Annotated in this window: 19 protein-coding genes; 13 read left to right on the top strand and 6 right to left on the bottom strand. The window is 57.1% G+C overall.

What is annotated here, in order from left to right:
* Window positions 1–34: 34 nt before the first annotated feature.
* Complete coding sequence (locus tag AC6I8K_RS18055) at window positions 35–883, bottom strand: PhzF family phenazine biosynthesis protein (RefSeq protein WP_497827168.1); 849 nt, start codon at window positions 881–883, stop codon at window positions 35–37.
* Between the two features lie 113 nt (window positions 884–996).
* On the opposite strand from AC6I8K_RS18055, the gene AC6I8K_RS18050 reads away from it, so the two are divergent.
* A complete protein-coding gene (locus AC6I8K_RS18050; protein WP_497827167.1) occupies window positions 997–1,620 on the top strand; it encodes a glutathione S-transferase family protein in 624 nt (207 codons plus the stop codon).
* Here AC6I8K_RS18050 and AC6I8K_RS18045 read toward each other — a convergent pair.
* A complete protein-coding gene (locus tag AC6I8K_RS18045; protein ID WP_497827166.1) occupies window positions 1,587–3,077 on the bottom strand; it encodes an aminotransferase-like domain-containing protein in 1,491 nt (496 codons plus the stop codon). The genes AC6I8K_RS18050 and AC6I8K_RS18045 overlap by 34 nt on opposite strands.
* 136 nt (window positions 3,078–3,213) lie before the next feature.
* Between AC6I8K_RS18045 and AC6I8K_RS18040 the strand changes: the two genes are divergently transcribed.
* The gene (locus AC6I8K_RS18040) at window positions 3,214–3,801 is read left to right on the top strand and encodes a LysE family translocator (protein WP_483816419.1); all 588 of its coding nucleotides are present in this window, start codon (window positions 3,214–3,216) and stop codon (window positions 3,799–3,801) included.
* 76 nt (window positions 3,802–3,877) lie between these two features.
* Here the strand turns inward: AC6I8K_RS18040 and mqo are convergent, their stop codons facing one another.
* Window positions 3,878–5,488, bottom strand: coding sequence for a malate dehydrogenase (quinone) (gene mqo, locus AC6I8K_RS18035; RefSeq protein ID WP_064741327.1), 1,611 nt, complete (start codon window positions 5,486–5,488; stop codon window positions 3,878–3,880).
* 534 nt (window positions 5,489–6,022) lie between these two features.
* The gene (locus tag AC6I8K_RS18030; protein WP_007891898.1) at window positions 6,023–6,262 is read right to left on the bottom strand and encodes a DUF1158 domain-containing protein; all 240 of its coding nucleotides are present in this window, start codon (window positions 6,260–6,262) and stop codon (window positions 6,023–6,025) included.
* 284 nt (window positions 6,263–6,546) lie between these two features.
* On the opposite strand from AC6I8K_RS18030, the gene mntP reads away from it, so the two are divergent.
* From mntP to AC6I8K_RS17975, 11 genes are all read left to right on the top strand, one after another.
* Window positions 6,547–7,119 carry a manganese efflux pump MntP gene (gene mntP, locus AC6I8K_RS18025; protein WP_064741325.1) on the top strand — a complete coding sequence of 191 codons (573 nt, stop codon included), beginning with the start codon at window positions 6,547–6,549 and terminating at the stop codon, window positions 7,117–7,119.
* 221 nt (window positions 7,120–7,340) lie between these two features.
* Entirely contained in the window at window positions 7,341–7,418 is a 78-nt protein-coding gene (gene azuC / locus AC6I8K_RS18020; protein WP_155726430.1) for a stress response protein AzuC, read from the top strand.
* Window positions 7,419–7,668: 250 nt separating this feature from the next.
* The gene (dgcN, locus tag AC6I8K_RS18015) at window positions 7,669–8,676 is read left to right on the top strand and encodes an N-acetyltransferase DgcN (protein WP_064741324.1); all 1,008 of its coding nucleotides are present in this window, start codon (window positions 7,669–7,671) and stop codon (window positions 8,674–8,676) included.
* 1 nt (window position 8,677) lies between these two features.
* Window positions 8,678–9,643 (top strand): N-acetyl-D-Glu racemase DgcA, encoded by a 966-nt coding sequence (gene dgcA / locus AC6I8K_RS18010; protein ID WP_497827165.1) that lies wholly within the window; start codon window positions 8,678–8,680, stop codon window positions 9,641–9,643.
* A gap of 18 nt (window positions 9,644–9,661) precedes the next feature.
* Window positions 9,662–11,524, top strand: a complete 1,863-nt coding sequence (locus AC6I8K_RS18005) for an ABC transporter ATP-binding protein (protein ID WP_497827164.1) — start codon at window positions 9,662–9,664, stop codon at window positions 11,522–11,524.
* Window positions 11,525–11,545: 21 nt separating this feature from the next.
* Window positions 11,546–13,087: a glutathione ABC transporter substrate-binding protein gene (locus AC6I8K_RS18000; protein WP_483816416.1), complete on the top strand. Its 1,542-nt coding sequence runs from the start codon at window positions 11,546–11,548 to the stop codon at window positions 13,085–13,087.
* A 76-nt stretch (window positions 13,088–13,163) separates the two neighbouring features.
* On the top strand, window positions 13,164–14,096 hold the full coding sequence (locus AC6I8K_RS17995; protein ID WP_497827163.1) for an ABC transporter permease: 933 nt from the start codon (window positions 13,164–13,166) through the stop codon (window positions 14,094–14,096).
* On the top strand, window positions 14,093–14,977 hold the full coding sequence (locus AC6I8K_RS17990; RefSeq protein ID WP_007891891.1) for an ABC transporter permease subunit: 885 nt from the start codon (window positions 14,093–14,095) through the stop codon (window positions 14,975–14,977). The genes AC6I8K_RS17995 and AC6I8K_RS17990 overlap by 4 nt, the downstream gene beginning before the upstream one ends.
* A gap of 2 nt (window positions 14,978–14,979) precedes the next feature.
* Window positions 14,980–16,026, top strand: a complete 1,047-nt coding sequence (locus AC6I8K_RS17985; RefSeq protein WP_483816415.1) for a P1 family peptidase — start codon at window positions 14,980–14,982, stop codon at window positions 16,024–16,026.
* 107 nt (window positions 16,027–16,133) lie between these two features.
* Window positions 16,134–16,955 carry a M55 family metallopeptidase gene (locus tag AC6I8K_RS17980; RefSeq protein ID WP_497827162.1) on the top strand — a complete coding sequence of 274 codons (822 nt, stop codon included), beginning with the start codon at window positions 16,134–16,136 and terminating at the stop codon, window positions 16,953–16,955.
* A gap of 163 nt (window positions 16,956–17,118) precedes the next feature.
* Window positions 17,119–17,955, top strand: a complete 837-nt coding sequence (locus AC6I8K_RS17975) for a fumarylacetoacetate hydrolase family protein (protein ID WP_497827161.1) — start codon at window positions 17,119–17,121, stop codon at window positions 17,953–17,955.
* Between the two features lie 111 nt (window positions 17,956–18,066).
* Here AC6I8K_RS17975 and AC6I8K_RS17970 read toward each other — a convergent pair whose 3' ends face one another.
* Both AC6I8K_RS17970 and AC6I8K_RS17965 read right to left on the bottom strand, forming a co-directional pair.
* The gene (locus tag AC6I8K_RS17970) at window positions 18,067–19,593 is read right to left on the bottom strand and encodes a serine hydrolase domain-containing protein (RefSeq protein ID WP_497827160.1); all 1,527 of its coding nucleotides are present in this window, start codon (window positions 19,591–19,593) and stop codon (window positions 18,067–18,069) included.
* Entirely contained in the window at window positions 19,590–20,330 is a 741-nt protein-coding gene (locus AC6I8K_RS17965) for an ABC transporter ATP-binding protein (RefSeq protein ID WP_064741347.1), read from the bottom strand. Before AC6I8K_RS17965 ends, AC6I8K_RS17970 begins: the two co-directional genes overlap by 4 nt.
* Window positions 20,331–20,335 lie beyond the last annotated feature (5 nt).

Raw genomic sequence — 20,335 nt, 5'->3', positions numbered from 1 at the left:
TTGTCACCCGCCAAGGTTGCCATAAATGGCAACCTTACAACGAAATCGTCCCATCAATCACCGTCACCGTTTGCCCACCAATCCAGATCGCTTCATCCGTAAAACTTACCTGAATTCGTCCTTCTCGCTGAATCGCGCTGCCCTGACGCGCCCGATAATTTTGCGTATGACCCTGCGCGGCGAAATAGCGCGCCAGACACGCATTGGCGCTGCCGGTTACCGGATCTTCGGTCAAACTGCCATTTTCAACCAGCAGCGCACGCACTTCATACTGCTCGTTCTCATCCGACGGTAATGCCCCAAAAATCGCCGTGCCGTTAACGTCGGCATGTTGATGCAAACGGTGTAAATCCGCTGCTGACGGCACCACATCCAGCACCGCCTGCGCACTACTCATGGGAATCAGCAACCAGCGAATGCCCATATCGACAATGGTCGGCGATTGGCTGAGATCGAAAGATTCACTGTTCAGCGCGCTGCTCATCAGCGCATCGCTAAAGGGCGTTAGGGTTGCAGCGGGTGCCGCAAACGCCAGCGCGCCGTCGGCGCTAATATTCACCTCAACCAGACCCACGCCGCACTCTTGCACGATTTTGCCCGGTGTTATTAACGGCCAACCGGCTTCCAGCAGCGCATGCGCGGTGCCTAGCGTTGGATGGCCGGCAAACGGCAGTTCGCCTTCGACAGTAAAAATGCGCACGCGGTAATCCGCTGCCGCATCCTGTGGTGGCAGCACAAAGGTGGTTTCCGACAGATTGGTCCAGCGTGCAATCGCTGCCAGCTGCGCGTCACTCAATCCCTGTGCATCCATAATCACCGCCAGCGGGTTCCCTTTAAACGCCGATGAGGTAAACACATCCACCTGTTTAAATGCGACCTTCATTGTTATTCCTTCCTCGTTGAGGTTGTCTGAAATCCGGATTTACATCCTGTCGATTGCGAAAGGCCAGCAACAGGACTATGAATAGATTAAGAATTCTGGAATCGGAGTCCGCAATGCTAAAAGTTCTCGGCCGTACTTCTTCAATTAACGTGCGAAAAGTTCTGTGGTTGTGCGCAGAACTCGATATTGCGTACGAATTAGAACCCTGGGGTGATGATCCACAATCGCTGCACTCGTCAGAGTTTATGGCGCTCAATCCCAACGCGATGGTCCCGGTGATTATCGAGGACGACTTCGTGCTGTGGGAATCCAACGCCATTCTGCGCTATCTCGCCAACAGCAACGGCGGCGAATGGCTCTATCCAGAGAATCCCCGCGCGCGCGCGCCGGTCGATCAGTGGATGGATTGGCAAGCCACCGAACTCAATACTTCCTGGCGCTACGCGTTTATGTCGCTGGTACGTAACTCGCCAGCGCACCAGGATCCGCGCTTGCTGGCTGCGGCCGTCAAAGGCTGGACGCACACCATGAATATTCTCAACCAGCATCTGGAGAAAACCGGGCGCTATGTCGCGGGCCGCAATTTCTCGCTAGCGGATATTCCGGTTGGGCTGGCGGTGAATCGCTGGTTTGAAACGCCGCTCGAGCATCCCAACTTCCCGGCGGTGCAGACCTACTATGAGCGTCTGACCGAGCGCGAGCCTTACACCACCTGGGGTCGCAACGGCAAACCCTGATCCTGTCCCGGCGCGAGGCCTGTCATCTCACAGGCCAGTGCGCCAGTGCGCTGTAACGCCCATGTATAACGCTCATCGAACGGATAGCAGCAAGAGAGCCGCAGCGCGTGTTTGTAGCGATCGCTCAGGGAGTAGAGCGCGCCGGGCGTCACACAGATTTGCTCCTGCAACAGATGATGAAACATCTCCACGGTATCGATATTTCCCGGCAGTTCTACCCAAAAAACAAATCCGCCGCGCGGCAGGGTAGCGCGCGTGCCTTGCGGGAAGTGGCGCGCCAGAATACCGCGCGCCGCATCCAGATTCGCCGCATAGCGCCGACGCAGCGTACGCAGATGATGATCGTAACCGCCGCTGGCAAGAAACTCGGCCAGCGTTTCACTCAACAAGCGTGATTCTGCCATCGATGAAACCGCTTTGAGGTGGGCGATAATGTGATGAAAACGCCCGGCGGCGGTCCAGCCGATGCGAAAATCCGGCGCCACGGTTTTGGTAAAACTGGTGCAGTAAATCACCCAGCCATCGCTATCAAAGGCCTTCACTGGCGGCGACAGCGGCCACTCAAACTGCAGTTCGTCATACAAACCATCCTCCAGCAGCGGAACGTGGTAAGTATTCACTAACTTTGCCAGCCGCTTTTTGTTCTCCAGCGGCATTACATATCCCAGCGGATTCTGTGCGCCAGGCATGGCGATCACCGCCTGAATCCGCTTCTCTTGCAGCAACATCTCCAGTGCATCAAGCGACAAGCCCTGCTGCGGATCGGTCGGAATTTCCAGCGCCTTAAGCCCCAGCGAAGCCAGCAGCGGGAACAGGAAGAAATAGGTTGGCGATTCCAAACCAATGCAATCACCGGGTTTGGTCACCGCGCGCAGCGCCAGCTGCAATGCTTCCATGCAGCCGTGGGTGAGGGTAATTTCCTGCGGCGGCAGATTAATGCCGTTATGCAGCGCACGGCGCGCAATCTCCTCACGTAAGCGCTCACTACCAGGCGGAAGCGCGTAACGTCCAATAATGTCAGGGTTCTGCCGCAAAATTGACGCGGTAATGCGCCCCAAACGAGCGGCGGGATAGAAGGTGCCATCCTGCGGACAGGCCAGCGAAATGTTGGTGTAATCCGGATTGTTTTGCGCGGCAAACACCTGCTCAATCAGCTCCAACTTTTGCGAGCTGGGATCGTTGATTTTTGTGGTGAGCGGCTTAATCGTGCGCGTTACGGCGGGCAACACGCCCCGCACGTAATAGCCGGATTGCGGACGCGATTCGATCAGGCCGCGATCTTCCAGAATTTGCCACGCATTGAGCACGGTATTGATGCTGACCTGATGCGATTGCGCCACGCGACGGATCGCCGGCAGCCGTTTACCCGGCTTTAGCGTGCCCTGATGAATCGACTCGGCAAAACTGTCGACCAGCTGCTGATACAGCGTTTGGCCGGATGAGAGTGGAAGGGACACAAAAGCCTCCGCGCGCTATGGATACAATTCATTTTTAAGACAACTGTATCCATTACAATAGTGGTTTTGTGTCTCTGTTTCCATTGCTGCGTCCGCATTAGCATGAAGGCATTATTGGTTCTCAAGGAAGTGCATCATGCTCGATCCCTCATTCTTCAGTTATGTCACCGTTATGTCGATCACGCCAGGCCCCAACAACCTGCTGCTGGCGACCTCCGGCGTAAACTTTGGCTTTAAGCGCACGCTGCCGATGCTATTTGGCATCCTGGTGGGTTGCGCGATACAGATGCTGTTGGCGAGTGTGGCGTTGGATGTATTGCTGCACTGGATGGGCGCGATTCGCCTGCCGCTAACGATTGTCGGTTGCAGCTACTTGCTGTGGCTGTCGTGGAAGATTTTCCGCGCCGGCGCGCCGCAGCTGCGCGAACGGCCGCGTCCAATGACGCTAATAGGCGGCATCTGTTTTCAGGCGGTAAATCCAAAGGCCTGGCTGATGGTCACCAACGTGGCGCTGATGTACGCCAACAGCAACGGCGTATTAACCGTATTACTGGGCTTCGCCGCATTGAATTTGCCGTGTATTTTGATTTGGGCCGCGCTGGGCGACCGCCTGCGCAACCATCTGCAAGTCGCGTGGAAACGCCAGGCGTTTAACAGTTTGATGGCGTTATCGCTGGTGGCGACAACGGCCTGGATGCTGTATGACGCGGTACTGCTAAGTTAGTGATTTCAGTGCGCATGAATGCGCACCCTACATTGTAGGGTCGCCATTCATGGCGACCTGGGTTGATGCTACCTTATTACTTCCCCACCACGTGCGCCGTTTCGCGCGCTTCATCGTTCGCGGCATCCGGGGTAATCACCGGCTCGTAGTCGAGTTGCAGTATCCGGCTGGTATCGGCCAGCACTTTTTCGGTCAGCGCCACATCGCCGTTCAGTTTGCGACCCCACGAAGGGATTACCATGCGAATTTTGGTCTGCCATTCTGGGGAACGCATCTGTTCTGGGAACACTTTCGCCATCAGCTCAAGCATAATCGGCGCGGCGGTTGATGCGCCCGGCGATGCACCCAGTAAGGCCGAAATTGAGCCATCTTCAGACGTTACAACTTCCGTACCAAGGCGCAACACACCGCCTTCTTTAGCATCGTTCTTAATGATCTGCACGCGCTGGCCGGCAGTGACTAAACGCCAATCTTCCTGTTTCGCCTGCGGCACATAAGCGCGCAAGGCTTCCATACGATCGCTGTCACTTTGTAATACCTGATCAACCAGATATTTCACCAGATCGAAACTCTTCAGCCCAACTTGCACCATCGGTTTGAGGTTGCTGCCGTTCATCGCGCCGAACATATCCAATAATGAACCTTGTTTAAGGAACTTAGTGGAGAAGGTGGCGAATGGGCCAAAGAGCAGCACTTGTTTGCCGTCCAGCACGCGGGTATCGACGTGTGGCACCGACATTGGCGGTGCGCCAACGCTGGCTTTGCCGTACACCTTCGCCATGTGCTGCTTAACGATTTCCGGATTTTCCGTCACAAGGAATGAGCCGCCCACCGGGAAACCGGCGTAGCCTTTCACTTCAGGAATGCCGGATTTCTGCAGCAGTGGCAACGCCGCGCCACCCGCGCCAATAAACAGCTGGTGCGTAGTCAGGACGCGGTTTTCCCCGCTAGCCAGATTATGCAGGCTCACCTGCCAGCGGCCATCGCTCAGGCGCTTAATATCACGCACTTCCTGACGTAAGCGCAGGCGGAAATTGGCTTTCTTCTCTAAAGAAGCAATCAGCTGACGCGTCACTTCACCAAAGTTCACGTCGGTGCCCATTTCGGTCCAGGTCGCGGCGACTTTTTGCTTGCTGTCACGTCCGTTCATCACCAGCGGAATCCACTGTGCGATTTGCGCGCGGTCTTCTGAGTAATTCATGCCGCGGAACAGCGTACTTTTCTGCAACGCATTGAAGCGTTTACGCAGGAACTCAACGTTATCGTCGCCCCAGACGAAACTCATGTGTGGCGTACTGTGGATAAAACTTTTGGGATTACGCAGGTTGCCTTTCTGAACGTGATAGGCCCAGAACTGACGCGACATCTGGAACGATTCGTTAATCGCCACCGCTTTAGCGATGTCGATGCTGCCATCCGCTTTTTGCGGCGTATAGTTCAGCTCCGCCAATGCGGCGTGACCGGTGCCGGCGTTGTTCCAGCCATTAGAGGATTCAACGGCCACATCATCGAGGCGTTCAACCATCTCAATCGACCAGTCAGGCTCGAGATCTTGCAGCCATGCGCCCAAGGTCGCACTCATCACGCCTGCGCCAATCAGCAGTACGTCGACATCTTTCCGTTCCTGAAGGTTTGCGCTTTCCTTGCCAGCGGCGGCGAGCGCCAGATTTACCGCAGTAGTACTCATGAGGCGACATCTCCTCTCTCTGTTGACCTGAAGCTCAACAGGTTCGCAGGCGAAATAGCCGCGCTTCTTTCGAGCGCGTGGCGCTATCTCTCAAAGGTTAAGACTCAGGTATAAGTCATGGGGACGATAACGGTTAACTGCACGTTATGCATATGCATTCGAATATAACATTCTCGTATCGGAATTAAACGTTTGTTTATTTTTTAAAGGCGGAAATGATTCAGCATAAGAATTAATCAGCTCAACCCCGCGGTCATAAGGGATTTTTATCTCTTAATCAGACGCTTAGGGTAAAATATTTGTTGCGTTATTGTGAGTGATTGGAAGGCGGGAGTAAACGGTCGGTGAGCTGTGTCACACTTTAATGAATTGATAATTAAAGAATTTACACAAATTGATTATTTATGCGGATTTTATGTTGCTCGATATTTCGCCTTTTCGTGTAAAACTAATGTTACATTTTTGTGGTGATGATTTTGGGCGCGACGCGGCGTGCCCTTCAGAGGAAAAATGCATCACCTGACTGAAAAGTAATCAACGCGAACGTCGACGCCATAAGAAGCGAATCACGAAAAACTCAATCGCCCCCAGCAGCAAAAACCACAAACTAAAGACGATGGTATACAGCTGATTAACATCCATCAGATGCAAACTTTCTTGCAACTGTTTAGCCAGCTCAATGCCAAATGAGGGCGCGGGCAACAGCAGGGCGGAGAGAAAGCCCAGCAGCAGAATGCCCCCAGGGATAATCAGCGTTTCGAACGGGTTATTCATGATCATTTTCCAAATCAGTTAGCGCGGGCATTAGCGCATAAAACGGCGGCGTGGTGCAATCCCCATGCCGATTCGCTCTAAGAAATTTCTTCTATTCCATTCACTTAGCGTCAAAATGAGCTTTAGTTAAGAGTTATAGCCTTTGCTATACTTAAATCCCTGATTTTACTGTCTTTTTTTTGGCGTTTTTGCGTGTTAGACTGCGCGCACTTTTTCATTACTGAACAATAAATGCGGAGAAGTAGCGGCTTTACAGCCTGTTCCGCGGCATTGATTGAAAACCCATGACATTTATCGCAACCCTTATTCTGGCCTTTGGTATGTCAATGGACGCTTTCGCTGCAGCATTGGGCAAAGGCGCATCCTTGAATCGCCCGAATTTTAAAGAAGCGCTGCGTACCGGATTGATTTTTGGTGTCATTGAAATGCTGACGCCGCTGATTGGCTGGGCGATAGGCCTGGCGGCCAGCCGCTACATTATGGCGTGGGATCACTGGGTGGCGTTTGGTCTGTTAAGCGTGTTGGGCGGTCGTATGATGATGGAAGGCTTCCGTCAAACCGCTGATGAGCCTTGCGAAGCGCCGCAGCGTCACGGTTTTATGGTGCTGGCGTTAACCGCCGTTGCCACCAGTCTTGATGCGCTGGCGGTCGGTGTCGGTCTGGCGTTTTTGCAGGTAAATATCATTATGACCGCTGTCACCATCGGCGCCGCCACCACCATAATGGCGACTACCGGCGTAATGGTCGGTCGTTTTATCGGTCCGGTGATGGGCAAATGGGCGGAAGTGCTGGGCGGGGTGGTGCTGATCAGCATTGGCTGCACCATTTTAAGCGAACACATGGGTTGGTTTAACTAACGATGCTGCTGCCTGGTGCGCATAAATGCGCACCCTACAATTTCAACTGCGCCTGCTGTAGGGGCGCCATTCATGGCGACCACCGCAAATCCCCAATAAATCCCCAATAAATTCCCAATAAATCCCCATTCTGTGATCCACTTCAAAAATATTTGCGGTAAAAACGCTCAGGAGTTATACTTTTCGCGTATTTATTCAACATTTTTTGAACCAGGTGCCTTATGAAACGCTTTTTCCGCAACGTGTTCCGCTCCTATGTTGAGACGTTTAAACACGTACCGCCAGGTGCATTAAATTAATGCACCCCGCCAGATACCCTCGATAATCGCGGTCAGGGATCGACCTGTGGTTATCAACTGTTTTCTTATCTCTCGCACTACGCCTCCCACCCTTTTCTTCCTAACGCATTGATATATCCCTTCAGCCATCACATTTCGATCTGCCTATAGCCTGAGGTTATACCTCGCCACTAAACAAGCATTCGTCACCCTTTCTCCAGCATGAAATAGTCAGTTCAGGCCCTATAAACCGTCTGAAACGAGAAACATCATGCTGATCCCACAACCTTATTTACTCTTCCTCGGCGACGTAACCGATCCACTGGCCGCTAAAACCGCACGCGGCATTCATGTCTGGCGTCCAGAACAGTGCGTTGGCGAAATCAAACTGCCCGGCTGCACCGTCAGTCTTGGCCTTGAAGAACTCGATATCGCCGCCGCCAAAGCGCGCGGTGCTAAAACGCTGGTGCTCGGCACCGCCAACGCCGGTGGTTATCTGCCCGCGCATTGGCTCGACACGGTCAAAAGCGCCCTTACCGCGGGATTGAATGTCGCCAGCGGTTTGCACCATCGTTTAGTCGATGAGCCGGAATTGGTGGCATTGGCCAAAGAGTTTGGTGTGGAGCTGTTCGACCTGCGCCACATGCGTCCAAAACTGAATGTGGGCAGCGGTAAAAAGCGCTCAGGTAAGCGTGTACTTACTGTTGGTACGGACTGCTCCGTTGGCAAGATGTATACCTCGCTGGCGCTGGAAGCGGCGATGCGCGAACGCGGCATGAAAGCCGATTTCCGCGCCACCGGGCAGACCGGCATTTTGGTCGCAGGGGAAGGCATTGCAATTGATGCCGTGATCGCCGATTTCATCGCCGGTGCGGCCGAAGCGCTGTCGCCAGCCAATGATGCCGATCACTGGGATATTGTTGAAGGTCAGGGTTCGCTGTTCCATCCTTCTTATGCTGGCGTCAGCATGGGACTTATCCACGGTGCGCAGCCGCATTGGCTGGTGATGTGCCACGAAATGGGCCGCCCACATATGCGCCATCTGCCGCATCAGCCGATGGTTAGCCTGAAAGATTGCGTTGAAGCCAACCTGCGCGCCGCGCACGTCACCAGCGACGCGGTACAGCTGGCCGGTTTCGCTATCAACACCTCCAACTACAGCGAAGATGAAGCGCGCGCTTACTGTGCGGAAATCAGCGCGGAATTTGGCGTACCCGCCACTGACCCGGTGCGTTTCGGCATCGCGGATATCGCCGCGCTGCTGCAGGAGCGCGGCTAACATGCGGCGCATGCAGATTGAAGTGCTGGAGCTGCCGCTGGCGCGGCCGTTCGCTATCTCACGCGGTACACGCACCGCAGTGACGGTGATTCGCGTGACGCTGGAGCAGAATGGCTTTATTGGCCGCGGCGAATGTACGCCAACGCCGCGCTACGATGAAACGCCAGAAAGCGTCAACGCCGAACTGGACGCGCTGCGCGCCGACATTGAAGCGGGCTTGAGCCGTCTCGATCTGCAAAGCCGTTTGTCCGCCGGTTCAGCGCGTAATGCGCTGGACTGTGCGCTGTGGCGCCTCGATGCTGCACTGGCGAAGCACACGTTGTGGCAACAGTGCGAGCGCCGTCAGCCGCCCTCGGTGATCACCGCCGAAACCCTCAGCCTCGATTCCATCGCGAACATGGCCACCGCTGCTGCCGATGCGGTATCCCGCGGTGCCATCCTGCTGAAAATCAAACTCAACCGCGACGAGATTCTGGAAAAAGTCGCCGCGATTCGCCAGGCCGCGCCGCGCGCCACCTTAATCATTGATGCCAATGAAGCCTGGTCGGGCGTGGATTTGCCCAGCCTGCTCAACGCGCTGGTCAGCTTTAACATCGCGATGGTCGAACAGCCGCTGCCGGCGGGCCAGGATCATGAACTGCAGCGTTTCGCGCACCCGATTCCGGTCTGCGCCGATGAGAGCTGCCATACGCGTGAAGATATTGCGCAGCTGCGCAACCGCTACGAGATGATCAACATCAAGCTGGATAAGTGTGGCGGTTTGACCGAAGCGCTGGCCATGGTGGAAGAGGCACAGAAGCTCGATATGCGGCTGATGGTGGGCTGCATGCTCGGTTCATCACTGGCGATGGAGGCGGCATTACCGGTAGCGATTGCCGCTGAGCATGTCGATCTCGATGGCCCAATTTGGTTGGCCGCCGACAGCTCGCCCTTCCTTTCTTATGCTCAAGGCCAAATCTGGCTGTAACCCGCACGCGGAGCAACGATGACGGACACTTTACTTACCCCCAACGCCGCCAGCGTTGCCGGTTCACCACCGGTGCTCGCGATTCAAGACCTTAGCGTCAGTTTTCGCGGCCGCAGCGGCGAAAATCAGGCGCTGAAGGGCATCAGTTTTAACATTCACCAAGGCGAAATTGTCGCCGTGGTGGGCGAAAGTGGCTCGGGCAAATCGGTCACCTCGTTAGCCGTAATGGGCTTGCTGGCGGCCTCCGGACGCATCGATCGCGGCAGCATGCAATTTCGCGATCGTCAGGGCAAAGCGCATCAACTGGCCAACCTGAATGAAACGCAGCGCCGCGCCTTGCGGGGTCGTGAGATGGCGATGATTTTCCAGGAGCCGATGACCTCGCTCAATCCGGTACTGCGCGTTGGCGATCAGCTGACCGAAGCGCTGCGTGACCACCAGATTTGCGACAAAAGCCAGGCCGATGCGCGTGCGCGTGAACTGCTGCGTCAGGTGCGCATCGCCGATGTCGATCGCGTGATGAAAAGCTACCCGCACTCGCTGTCGGGCGGAATGCGCCAGCGCGTGATGATTGCTCAGGCGCTGGCCTGCGATCCACAACTGTTGATTGCCGATGAACCGACCACTGCGCTGGATGTCACGGTGCAGGCGCGAATTCTGCACATCCTGCGTGATCTGCAACGCGAGAAACAGATGGCGGTGCTGTTCATCACCCACGATATGGGCGTGGTGGCCGAAATTGCCGATCGCGTGGTGGTGATGCTGCGTGGCGAAGTGGTTGAACAGGGCAGCGTGACGGAAATTTTCAATGCGCCGCAGCATCCTTATACCAAAGCGTTACTCGCGGCCGTGCCGAAACTCGGCGATATGCGCGAACACGCGTGGCCGCAGCGTTTTCCGCTATTGGGTTCCCAGACGGGAGACAAAGGCGAGCAGCGCACCGCGCGCTATGACGAAACGCCGCTGCTGGATGTGCGCGGTCTGAAAGTGTACTACCCGATTCGCAGCGGCATTTTCTCGGCGCTGACCCATCAGGTCCACGCGGTGGAGCAGATCGATTTCAGCCTGTGGCCCGGTGAAACCCTGGCGATTGTTGGCGAAAGTGGCTGCGGAAAATCCACCACCGGTCGCGCGTTGATGCGGCTGATTAACAGCGATGCCGATAGCATCCATTTTCAGGGCAATGAAATCGCCAACCTGAAAGAGGCGCAGTTCCAGCCGCTGCGCCGTGAAATCCAGATGGTATTTCAGGATCCCTATGCCTCACTCAATCCGCGTTTGACCGTTGGTTTCACCATTGCCGAACCGCTGCTGCTGCACGGCATGGTGAAGTCGCTGGAAGAAGCATCGCCGCAGGTCGATGCATTGTTAAAAAGCGTGGGCTTATTGCCAGAGCATGCGCGGCGCTATCCGCACGAATTTTCCGGCGGCCAGCGCCAGCGCATTGCTATTGCGCGCGCCATGGCGCTGAAACCCAAAGTGATCATCGCCGACGAAGCGGTTTCGGCGCTGGACGTGTCGATTCAGGCGCAGGTGGTGAACCTGATGATGGATCTGCAGCAGCAAACCGGCGTGGCGTGGATTTTTATCTCGCACGATATGGCGGTGGTGGAACGTATCGCCAATCGCGTGGCGGTGATGTATCTCGGCCAGATTGTCGAACTCGGCCCGCGTCAATCGGTGTTTAACCAGCCGCAGCATCCTTATACCCAACGTCTGCTGGCCTCGGTGCCGGTAGCCGATCCCCAGAACCGTCAACCCCGCACTTTCGAAGAGAGCGAAATTCCATCGCCGCTGCGCAAGGTGGGAGAAACGGTCATTAAACCGCGTTATCGCCAGGTTGCCCCGCAACACTGGGTCGCTGACTGTGTTTCGCGCTAACCCTCAATACCAGGAGATTTCATGAACCCGATTTTTCGCCGTACTGCGCTTGCGCTCGGATTGACCCTCTCGCTGGCCGCCGCCGCTCAGGCACAGGATCTGCGCATTTCGATGTATGCCGATATCACCGGCCTCGACCCGCACGATACCTCCGATAACGTCAGCTATTCGGTGCAGAGCGGCATCTTTGAGCGCCTGTTCCAGTTCGATGCGCAGATGAAATTGCAGCCGTGGCTCGCCACGAGTTACACCAGCAACGACAGCGCCACCGAATTTACCCTGACGCTGCGTAAAGACGTCACCTTCCAGGACGGCACGCCGTTCGATGCCGAAGCGGTAAAAGCCAACCTCGATCGCCTCGCCGACCAGACAAAAGGCCTCAAGCGCAACAGCCTCTACAAGATGATTGCGAAGGTCACGGTGCTGGCGCCGGATCAGGTAAAAATCGAGCTCAACCAATCCTTTGGTGCCTTCATTAATACGCTGGCGCATCCGTCAGCGGTGATGTGGAGCCCGGCGATTCTCAAGCAGTATCCGGAAGAAGCGCAGCTGCGCCTGCATCCGGTCGGCACCGGTCCGTTTAAATTCGTGACCTGGCAGCCGGGTAAAGCCGTGACGCTGGCGAAATATGACGGCTACTGGCAAAAAGGCTGGCCGAAGGTGGATAACGTGATCTTCTCGCCAAGCCCGGAAGATGCCACGCGCGTTGCGGCGCTGAAATCGGGACAGGTTGATGCGATCTGGCCGCTGCCGTCGGATCTGATCGCCACCGTGCAGAGCGACAGCAAACTGGCGATCCAGCGCGATCCGAGCATTTATCTCTACTACATGGCGATCAACACTCAGCATAAACCGCTGAATGATGTCCGTGTGCGTCAGGCGATCAACTACGCCATCGACCGCGATCTGTGGTTAAAAGTCGCCTTTGCCGGCATGGGCAAACCGGCCAGTTCGGCGATTCCTGAAGGTGTGCAGTTCTACCAGAAGCAGAGCACGCCAAACTATCGCTATGCGCCAGATGAAGCCAAAGCGCTGCTGAAAGCGGCCGGCTATCCGAACGGTCTCGATCTTAAACTGTGGGTCACCAACGCCACCGCCAGCGTGCGTGCCGCGCAGGTATTGAAAGCGCAGCTGGCAACGGTGGGCATTCGCGCCACGGTCACGCCGATGGATTCTGGCACGCGCAACGCCAAACTGTGGGGCGTGAAAGACCCGAAACAGGCGGAATTTGATCTCTATTATGGCGGCTGGTCGACTTCAACCGGTGACGCAGATTGGGCCTTGCGTCCGCTCTACGCCACGGAATCCTGGGTGCCGACCTCGTACAACGTTTCCTATTTCAGCAATGCCGAAGCCGACAAAGCGATTGCCGGAGGCTTAGCCACTGCCGATCCGGCGAAGCGTGGCGAGGCCTACGCCGAGGCGCAGAAAGTGTTGTGGAAAGAGGCGCCGGTGGCGTTCCTCGGCACACCAGACAATCTGGTTGGCAAGCGCAGCACGCTGAGCGGCGTGTCGATGCTGCCAGATGGTAACTTCCTGTTTAACCAGGCGACGTTTAAGTAAAGGTTGGTGGTCGCCATGAATGGCGACCCTACAACGTAGGATGCGCATTTATGCGCACCCCATTCAAAGGAACCGCATGTTCGCATACATCATTCGCCGACTGCTGGAGATGATCCCCGTTCTGCTGGTGGTCTCGCTGCTGGTCTTCGGCTTCATCAAGTTGCTGCCTGGCGATCCGGCGCGCATCTACGCTGGACCGGACGCGCCTTTAGCTGCGGTGGAAGCCGCGCGTCAGCATCTCGGACTTAACGATCCGCTGCCGCAGCAATATATCAACTGGATCGGCGGCCTGCTGCGCGGCGATCTTGGCGTCACCTATCGCACCCAACAACCGGTGCTGGAGGTGATCAAACAGGGCTTTATGCCAACGCTGTGGCTGGCGCTGGCCGGTTTTGCCTGGTCGGTGATTCTGGGGTTATTCCTCGGCGTCTTTGCCGCGCTAAAACGCGGAAAATGGCAGGACTGGACCTTAATGAGCGTCGCCGTCGGCGGCATCTCAATGCCGACCTTTTGGCTCGGTCTGCTGCTGATCCAGTTCGTCGCCATGCCGTTTGGCCTGTTTTCGGTCAGCGGCTTCAACCAAGCCAGCGACATCGTATTACCCGCTATCACGCTCGGTTCGTCGGTGGCGGCGGTGATGGCGCGCTTCACCCGCTCGGCGTTTCTCGAAGTGGCGCAGGAAGATTATGTGCGCACCGCCAAAGCCAAAGGGCTGCGCAATCGGCTGGTGACGTGGAAACACGTGATGCGCAACGCGCTGATCCCGGTGATCACCATGCTCGGTTTGCAGTTTGGTTTTCTGCTCGGCGGATCGATCGTGGTCGAAAGCGTCTTCAACTGGCCGGGATTGGGCTGGCTGTTGATCGAGTCGATCAAAGCGCAGGATCAGCCGGTGATTCAGGCGTTGGTGATGCTGTTTGTGTTTGAATTTATTGTGATTAACCTGCTGGTCGATCTGCTGTATGCCGTGGTCAACCCAGCGATTCGCCTGCGACAGGAGCCTTCATGAGTCTGCAATCTCTGCCTGCCCACGCGCAGGAGGCGATCCGTTCGCCGTGGCGCGATTTCCTGCACGCGCTGGTACGTAATCCGCTGGCGCTGGTTTCCGGCGGCTTTGTGCTGCTGTTGGTGCTGGTGGCCATTTTTGCGCCGTGGCTGGCGCCCTGGGATCCGATGGCGCCAGACTGGATGGCGCTGTCATCACCGCCGTCCAGCACGCACTGGATGGGCACCGATGAACTGGGCCGCGATCTGTTCAGTCGCATCATCTTTGGCGCGCGCATCTCGCTCTATGTCGGCGTGCTGTCGGTGACGCTCGGCATGGTGGTCGGCGTGCTGCTGGGCCTGCTGGCGGGCTATTATGGCCGTTGGATCGATATGCTGATTATGCGTGGCTCCGACGTGCTGTTCGCCTTTCCCGGCATGCTGCTGGCGATTGCGGTGGTGGCGATTCTCGGTCCGGGGCTGAACAACGTCATCATTGCGGTGGCGATCTTCAGCGTGCCGGTGTTTGCCCGCATTGTGCGTGCTTCCACCTTGTCGCTGAAACAGGCGGCGTATGTCGAAGCGGTGCGCTGCGCCGGCGCGCCGGATCGCGTGATTCTGCTGCGCCATATTCTGCCAGGCACGCTCTCTAACGTGATTGTCTATTTCACCATGCGTATCGGCACCAGTATTCTCACTGCCGCCGGCCTGAGTTTTATCGGCCTCGGCCCGGAACCTGATGTGCCGGAGTGGGGCAATATTCTGGCGATGAGCCGCAGCATGATGATGGCCGGCTTATGGCACGTCAGCGTGTTTCCCGGCCTGGCGATATTTATTACCGTGCTGGCGTTTAACCTGCTGGGTGACGCGCTGCGCGACACGCTCGATCCCAAACTGAAGAGCTAAGCATGGATTTTCAACAACTGCAGCGCGACTTGCTGCTGCAACGCTGGCGCAGCGAGCGTCAGCTGGGACAACCGCGCACCGTTAGCGGTGCCACCAATCGCCTTAGCGATGTACCGGGCGTACGCGTCGGGCATTACACGCTAGCCGACGGCGAGCGACAAACCGGCGTCACCGCGATTGTGCCGCCGGGCGACAATCTGTTTACCCAGCCGCTGCCCTGTGCGGCGGCGGTGTTTAACGGTTTCGCCAAGCCGGTTGGACTGGTGCAGGTCGAAGAGTTGGGCGTGCTGCAAACGCCGATTTTGCTGAGCAACACGCTGGCAGTCGGCACGCTGTTTACTACGCTGGTGCGCGATGCCATCAGCCGCAACAGCGAGTTGGGCCGCAGTTTGCCAACCGTCAATCCGCTGGCGCTGGAGTGCAACGACGGCTGGCTCAACGATATTCAGGCGTTGGCGATCACCGAAGCGATGGCGCAACAGGCCCTGAATAACGCCACGGCCGATTTTGATCGCGGCAGCGTTGGTGCCGGGCGCGGTATGAGCTGCTTCAGTTTAAAAGGCGGCATTGGCACCGCATCGCGCATGATTCCGTCGCTCAATGCCACGCTGGGCGTGCTGGTGCTGGCGAACTTCGGCGCATTAACCGCGCTGACGCTGGATGGCGTGCGCCTCGGGGAAATGATCGCGCCGCTGCTGCCGGCGCTGACGCCGCAACGCGATGCCGGTTCCATCATCATTATTATGGCGACCGATGCGCCGCTCGATGCGCGTCAACTGAAGCGCGTCGCCAAACGCGCCGGTGCCGGTTTAGGACGTTTGGGCAGCTATTGGGGCCACGGTTCGGGCGATATTGCTGTGGCGTTCGCCACCCAGCCGCAGCCGCAACCGCCGGAAGAATCTGCGCTGGAACCGCTGCTTGCCGCCGCCGCCGATGCCACCGAGCACGCGGTGCTGGATGCCTTATTAAGCGCTGAAGCCGTCACCGGTTTTCGCGGCCATCATCGTCCATCGCTGACGAATGTACTTGATGAACTGATCAAACCGTAGCGGCGCAATTTATTGCGCAATGCCCGGATGGGCTCGGTGTTGCCATTGAAATGCGCGATAAATCGCGCCGCTACGAATCGCAGAAATTTCAACCTACTGGAAGCCCCATGAAAATCTTCATCTCAGCCGATATCGAAGGCATCGCGGGCGTAATGCGTCCGGAACAGTGTTCACCCGGTCACGCGGAGTACCAATTAGCGCGCGGTTTGATGGAGCAGGAAGTCAACGCCGCCATCGATGGTGCCTTCGCCGGTGGCGCAACCGAAGTGGTGGTCGCCGACAGCCACGCGCAGATGACCAACCTGCGCGCGGAAAATATCGACCCGCGCGCGCGTATGGTGCAGGGCAAACCGCGCGGCTTATCGATGGTGGAAGGCATTGAGCAGCAGCCATTTGATGGCCTGTTCTTTATCGGCTTCCACAGCGCGGCGGGCGAACCGGGCGTGCTGGCGCACACCATTAACGGCCGTGCGTTCTGGCGCATTCACATCAACGGCAAAGTGATGGGCGAAAGCGATATCTATGCGGCAGCAGCAGCTGAGCAGGGCACGCCGCTGTGGCTGGTGAGCGGTGACGATCAGCTCAAAGGCTGGATTGCTGAACACTATCCATCGGTGGATTACGTTTGCGTGAAACGCGCCATCTCGCACACCTGCGCGGAATCTATCAGCCCGCAGGCGGCGCAAAATGCTATTCGTGCTGCGGCGACCGCCGCCGTGCAGCGGAAACGGCAGATCGGCACCACGCGTCTGAGCGCGCCCTATGAGATGCAGCTGCAAGCCAGCAAACCGGTGCTGGCGGATCTGTTCAGCCTGATTCCCGGCGTAACGCGCCTCGACGCGGTTACCGTGGGCTATCGCGCGGATGACATGAACACGTTAATTAGCCTGCTGAGCGCTTTCTCTTATCTGGCGAGCACACAGTCATAATTGAAATAATTTGCGCAATAAATTGCGCCGCTACATCTATGTGCACTTATCGTAGCGGCGCAATTTATTGCGCGATGTCGAACATTGAATCAGCAGGTCGGTCCGCATCTCCTGCTGAATTTTGCTAACCTGCGCGCAATTTATATATAACAACGAGGCAGTCATGCAGCTCTGCAGTTTTTATCTCATTGAACAGCAAAGAAAAAGTTACGGTATTGTGCAGCATGAGGGCGTGATTGACATCGGCGCGCGTCTCGGCGCTGACTGCCCGGATCTGAAAACATTGCTGCAACGCGGCGCATTAAGCGATCTCGATGCCTACGTTTCGCAGCCGATTGATCATCCATTTAGCGCCATCCGCTTCCTGCCGGTGGTGGAAAATCCTGGCAAAGTGTTCTGCGTTGGCATGAACTACGCCGATAAACGCAAAGAGTTTGCCGAGACGATTGAAGCGCCTACGCTGTTTGTACGTTTCGCGGATTCACTGGCGGCGCACGAACAACCGCTGCTGAAACCCGTGACGACGCAGGAATTTGATTACGAAGGCGAACTGGCGGTGATCATCGGCAAAGCGGCCTATCAGGTGAAAGCCGCCGATGCGCTGCAGCACGTTGCCGGCTACAGCTGCTTTATGGACGCCACGGTGCGCGACATGCAATTTACCTGGTTCACCGCCGGGAAAAACTGGCAGCAAACCGGCGGTTTCGGGCCGTGGATGACCACCGCTGACGAAATCCCCGATCCGCAGCAGCTGGCGATCAAAACCTGGCTCAATCAGCGCGAAGTGCAGAACGACACCACCGCCAGCATGGTGCATCCGGTAGCGAAAATCATCGAGTACATTTCTGCCTTCAGCCCGCTGTCGCCAGGCGATGTGATCATCACCGGTTCACCGGGCGGCGTCGGTAAAAAACGCACGCCACCGCTGTTTATGTTCCCCGGCGATGAGATTGAAGTCGAAATCGAGAAAATCGGTCGTTTACATCATTACGTGGCTTAGCGCCCGTCATACTTCGAGCCGCCGCTGCGTTGGCTACGTGTGCTCACCCCAGTCACTTACTGATGTAAGCTCCTGGGGATTCACCCACTTGCCGCCTTGCTGCAACTCGAATTATTTAGGGCGTGCTGTCTGTAAAAAGCGCACTACCCGGCTGCGGTTCAACATCAGCCGCAGCGAATCGCCTGCGCGCGCCATCACAAAACGCTTCTCCCACGGGCCATCCTGCGCGGTGGCGAGGACGCGATCGTTGCCCAGCGACTGCAACCGCGCGCGAATCGCCGCCGGGCCGATGCCTATGATCAAGTTGTCCCCTTCAACCACTAACTCGCTGCGCCACTGCGGCGCGAACCAGCGGCCCTGCAGATTATCGAGGCTGGCCTGATCGGCCTGCACCGGCACAAAACGTCGTGCGGCATGACCGATTTCACCCACAATCGCCGCGCCATCATGGCGTAACTGCATGGGGAAGGTGCTGGAGAGCGACACCGCATCGCCGTGCGCATCATCGCGCCACAAGGTTTCACCTGCGCCAAGCCAGGTGGCGGTCACGCCTTTGATCTCCAGCCAGTCGGCGGCGTTTTCCGCCACGTAAAGGCCGGGCGTTAAATCATGCCCTTTCTCCGGTAACGCGCGATTCAGCAGCGCTGCCATCACCCGCAGTACGCTTTCTGAGGTGGTGACATCTTCGCGGTTGGCGACCAGCGCCACGCCAAGTTTCAGCTCCGGATGCAGCAGGAAATAGCTCTTATAACCGGCATGCGAGCCGCCGTGGCCAAACAGCGTTTGGCTGCCGAGTGTCGAGCTGGTGATGCCCAACCCGTAACCGCTGGTGCGGCCATCGTTGAGATTGCGCGGCGCACTCAGGCGCTGTAACACGCCCGCGCCTGGTCCGCTATCGGCCAGCAGGCTTTGCAGCCAGCGCGTCAGATGATTGAGGCTGCCGGTGACGCTACCTGACGCCGAAAGATGCAATCCGGCGCTGGCAAGCTGCCACTGCGTGCCGTTTTGCCAGTAGCCTGGCACCAAACCGGGCACGATATCGAACCAGCTTTCCGGCGCAATCAGATTGATATCCAGCGGATCGCAGAGGTACTGCTGCAGCAGATCGTTAAACTGCACACCTTTGGCTTTCAGCGCCTCTTCAACCAGCCGATAGCCGGTGTTGGTGTAAGAGATTTCGCTGCCGGGCGCATAGTTGAGCTCGCCTTCACACGCGATAAAATCCAGCAGGTCGGCGGCGCTGGTGGCGTTAAACACCGACAATCCCAGCAGCGATAAGGTTTCGCGCACGTCCGGCAGGCCGCTGCTCATGTCCAGCGCCTGGCCGACAGTAATTTGCCCGTTGGCACCGCTCAGCTGCGGCAGATGTTGCGCCAGCGGGTCATCAAGTTGCAGATAGCGGCGGCCGGGGCCAGTCACCAAAGCGGCAAAGATGTGTTTGGTGATCGAGGCGAAACGCACCACGCTGTCGGCGCTGAACGGCGTTTGCTGCGCCAAATCGGCCCATCCGGCGCAGTGGGTTGAGTGAATCTGCTGCGCATCAAACAGGATCATCGCGCCGCCCGGCGCGCCGGGCTGTTGCCAGCTTTCAGTGATCTGTTGTGCGACATCCGCAGCGTGTTGCCAGTTAGCGGTCATGCCGGTTCCTCCAGCGTCATGCTGAGATCGAAAAGTTGAGCGGTATGCGGATGCTGGATGCGCCGCGCGCGCAGATCGTCGGCGCTTAGCTGCTCCACCATTTCACCATTCTGCATCACGCCAATGCGCTGACACAGGTGCGTTACCACCGCGAGGTTATGCGTCACCATAATGTAGGTGAGTTTACGTTCGCTGCGTAGATCGCTGAGTAAATTCAGGATTTCGGCCTGCACTGACACATCCAGCGCTGAAGTCGGTTCGTCGAGCAGCAGCACTTCCGGTTCGGCAATTAACGCACGGGCAATCGCCACGCGCTGACGCTGTCCGCCGGAAAGCTGATGCGGATAGCGAAAACGTACTGCCGCCGGTAAACCCACTTCGCTCAGCGCCTGGCTGATACGCTGTTCGGCGCGATCGAGCCGATGCACCAGCAGCGGTTCATGCAGGATGCGATCGATGGTCTGGCGCGGATGCAGTGAACCAAACGGGTCCTGAAACACCATCTGCACCTGACGATAGAAAGTGCGGCTGCGTTTGGCGCTAAGCTGCATGCCGCCAAACAGCATGCTGCCGTGCCAGTCGGCATTCAATCCGGCGAGCGCGCGCAGAATGGTGGATTTACCCGAGCCGCTTTCGCCGACCAGGCCAAAGCTTTCGCCATTGCCAACCGCAAAGCTGACGTTATTCACCGCCGTGTGCGCACCAAAGGCGATGTGCAGGTTATCGATTTGAATCATGGTTT

This window comes from Pantoea sp. X-Soil-ISGK-421 (assembly GCF_059730785.1).
The sequence above is the reverse complement of the archived record's forward strand: the minus strand, read 5'-3'. Positions and strand labels throughout refer to the sequence as shown.